Source organism: Haematobacter sp. (assembly GCF_032102465.1).
In the GTDB taxonomy this organism is placed as follows: Bacteria; Pseudomonadota; Alphaproteobacteria; order Rhodobacterales; family Rhodobacteraceae; genus Haematobacter.
In genome coordinates, this window is the sequence record NZ_DAMDHB010000066.1 from 6,664 (window position 1) to 9,817 (window position 3,154).

The following is a 3,154-nucleotide window of genomic DNA, read 5'->3' on the forward strand; positions in this document are numbered from 1 at the left end:
CGAAATACCGTTGGGCAGGGTTTTAGAAGTTTTGCGACATACGCCACCTGACGCGAACCACCTGTTCCGTCCCCGATCCAAGCGGGACAACCGAAGCGGCAGGGGCTGGTCTATACCTGCGTCCCGCCACTGAAGGGGAGTGAGGAGAGACCGGCGAGGTCCGATGACACCCTCGGTCATCCGCATCAGAACCGGCCCTTACGAAATGCCGGTCGCCAACCGGCTGATGACTACGTGTCCCGCCGTGCATGTCGCGACCCCGATCGAAGCCCGGTTCGTCGATATCTTCACGGGAATGGGGTGGGGCGTATCCCCGCCGCGGACCGTATCGGAAGGCGGATAATCCGCCTCCCTGGCCGTAGGGTCATGTCAGCGCAGCTCGCCGATCTTCCAGAACAGCGTCTCGCCCGAGCTGTCGTCCACTCCATCGTTGTCGGTGACGATATAGGCATCCCCCGCCGCGTCGAAGGCCAGACCTTCCACCTTGTCCACCACATAGCCGTTGGTCAGCTTCCGCAGTTCCGGGATCAGGTCGCGCACTTCCTCCTTGGTCACGAGCGGCAGAGCGTCACCGATCTTGGCGGGTTTCAGATCCGTCAGCGGGATGCGGAAGATCTTCTTCAGCTTCGCCTTGTCGCCGATCAGGTTGTCGCGCTCGATCACGTAGGCGTGGTCGCCCTGCACGGCAATCTCCGACAGCCCGACCCAGCCTGCGCCCTTCTTCTCCAGCGGATAGCGCACCGCGCCCCATTCGCCGTTGTCGAGATCATAGGCGAGAAGCTTGACCTCGCCCTTCGCGTCGTCGCCCCATTCCCGCTGCATGGCGAGCCACAGCGTGTTGCCGATGCGCGCGATCCCTTCCGCGCCGAACCGCGTCTGATGCGGCAGAAGGTTCAGGGGGAGGGATATTTCCTTCTTGATCTCCCCCTTTGCATTCACGTTCAGAATGGCGTGGGGCACGAGTTTCGCCGGATCACCCTCGTTGGCCAGCCAGTAGCCGCCGTTGCCGTCCGGGGTGATCCCTTCGATATCCAGCTTCTGTGCGGGATCGCCATTGCGGGTGACGGCGATGCGGTTGGTGATCCGCGCGGGCGTGACGGTCGCGTCGATCTCATAAAGCGCAGGTGCGGCGAAATAGACGCTGTCGGACGCCGCAACCAGATGGCCGGGCTTCCCATCCACCCCGGCGAGCGCACCCAGAGCACCCCAGCCGATCAGGTCATCCGCCCCGGCGGAGGTGAGCATGGGATACGCCGGCGCTGCATCGGAGAGTTCATAGAGCATCACATGGGCGCGGGCGCCGCCGTCCTCGCCCAGATCGGCCTCGTTCGCGGTGACCAGCAGATTGCGGGCGGGAATGGCGACCACGCCCTCCGGGCTGATGCCGGAGGGCAGAAGCTGCACGAGTTTCGGCTGTGCCAGATCGCTTAGCTCATAGACCGCGACGATGGAGGCGCGTTCCGATACCACGAAAAGATAGGGCGTGTCGCCGTAGCGGGCAAACTCCACGCTCTCGATCTCCACCCCCTTGGCGCGCGAACGCTTCTCTGGATAGTGGCCGATCTCCGCGATGGCCCGCTCCAGTGAAGTGCCTGAATCATGGATCAGGGTGCCGTCCTTGCGGAAGATGCTGAAGCCGCGGCTCCCGCCTTTCCAGTCGCCTTCGTTCGCGATGGCGAAATGATCCGCGTCGATCCACTTCACCCCGTCGGGCTCCCGCCGGAGCGGTGCCGTTGTCTCGTTGAAGGAGAGGCGCCCGTCCGTTTTCGTATCGACCCCGTTGAGCACCACCTCGCCCGCGGAGAAATGGGAGACGACCCTGCCATCTGCCCCGATCACGACGATATGGTTGTTTTCCTGCAGCGTCACGGCGATCTCGCCCGCCGCGTTGATATCGACGAACTCCGGCTCCGGGTCTTCGCCGCCGATCGCGGCGAGGCCGGTGAGTTCGATGCGCTGCAACTGCGCGCAATCGACCACGCCGCCGGTCAGCGGCAGTTTCAACACGAACCCCGCTGGCATCTGGGGAAGACCGCCATCGCCGGCCTCTTCATCCCGCTCGTTCTCCACCGCGATGGCGACGAAACTGCCGTCGGGCGCGACGGCGACGGAATCCGGCTGGCCGCCGATATCGCAGGAAGCGATCTCCTTCGCAGAGGCGATATCCACCGTCACGAGCCGCCCGGAAGGCCGCGTGTAGCTTTCGGAGGTATTGACCGCGACGACCGCGCGGTCACCGATGATGTGCGCGGTCGTCGGCTCCCCGTTCAGCGCGACATTTCCAAGCGGCTTCGGCGCGCGCGGGTCGGTGATATCGATGAGACCCAGCACGCCGAGCGGGCTGTCCGTATAGATCAGCCGGTTGCCATCCTCCGATACAGAGATGATCTCCGCCGAGGAGGCGCGCGACACATCTTCCCCGTCGGCCATGTTGGCGATGACCGGGAATGTCGAGATGCGGTTGAAGCTGTCGGCGAGCGCCGGAGCCGATATGAGCGCCAGCACCGAGGCGGCGGAGAGCAGACGGGCGGACATGGGAACTCCGTGATTGATCGGCGCGAGCAGTGGCGGAGTTTCGTCGCAGTTTCGTAACGGTCAGATGAATATTCCATGTCGCGCAAAGGCCGGGCGGCTACGGATCGTCTCTGGAGGGGGAGGTGGCGGCGACCCCAGGGAGGAGGAGAGGGTCGCCGCGCTTTTCCTGGACTCGGGGAGGAGGATGAGTCCTGGGAAACACATCAGGCGGTTCTAGCGCCCGTTTGCATGAATTGGGGTGCGAGCCGGCCGACTGCAAGAGTGGCGGTGCGTTTACGTCACGGAAGGCAGATCATTATAGTAGGGACCGGAATCTCTACCGGTCCCTTATGCACATCGCTCGACGGCTGGGCTGTCCCTTGCCGAAGCAGGTTTAACTTGACGTGTGTGAGGGGTGCTCCATGTGACCCGCCGCCGGTTCTTATTAGGGATTCAAATGATGAATCCCTCGAGCTTTTTGCGCAGCAGGAGCCGCGAGATACGATGCCCCTTGCGCCCCGCTCCAGCAAAATGTCACCCGCGGAGTTCATCGATCGGCTGGTAGGCGAGACTTCGAGAAAATTTGTTAGCGTCCGCGCACGTGGTGTAATTTCAGCGCCTTCGACGGTGTAATCCCGGG

The 3,154-nt window shown here is 63.4% G+C and carries 2 protein-coding genes; one reads left to right on the top strand and one right to left on the bottom strand.

The window, feature by feature from the left end; all coding sequences use genetic code 11:
* Positions 1-163: 163 nt before the first annotated feature.
* Entirely contained in the window at positions 164-343 is a 180-nt protein-coding gene (locus RT513_RS20265) for a hypothetical protein (RefSeq protein ID WP_313534473.1), read from the top strand.
* 26 nt (positions 344-369) lie between these two features.
* On the opposite strand, the gene RT513_RS20270 is transcribed toward RT513_RS20265, so the two are convergent.
* The gene (locus RT513_RS20270; RefSeq protein WP_290691335.1) at positions 370-2,535 is read right to left on the bottom strand and encodes an esterase-like activity of phytase family protein; all 2,166 of its coding nucleotides are present in this window, start codon (positions 2,533-2,535) and stop codon (positions 370-372) included.
* Positions 2,536-3,154: the final 619 nt, after the last annotated feature.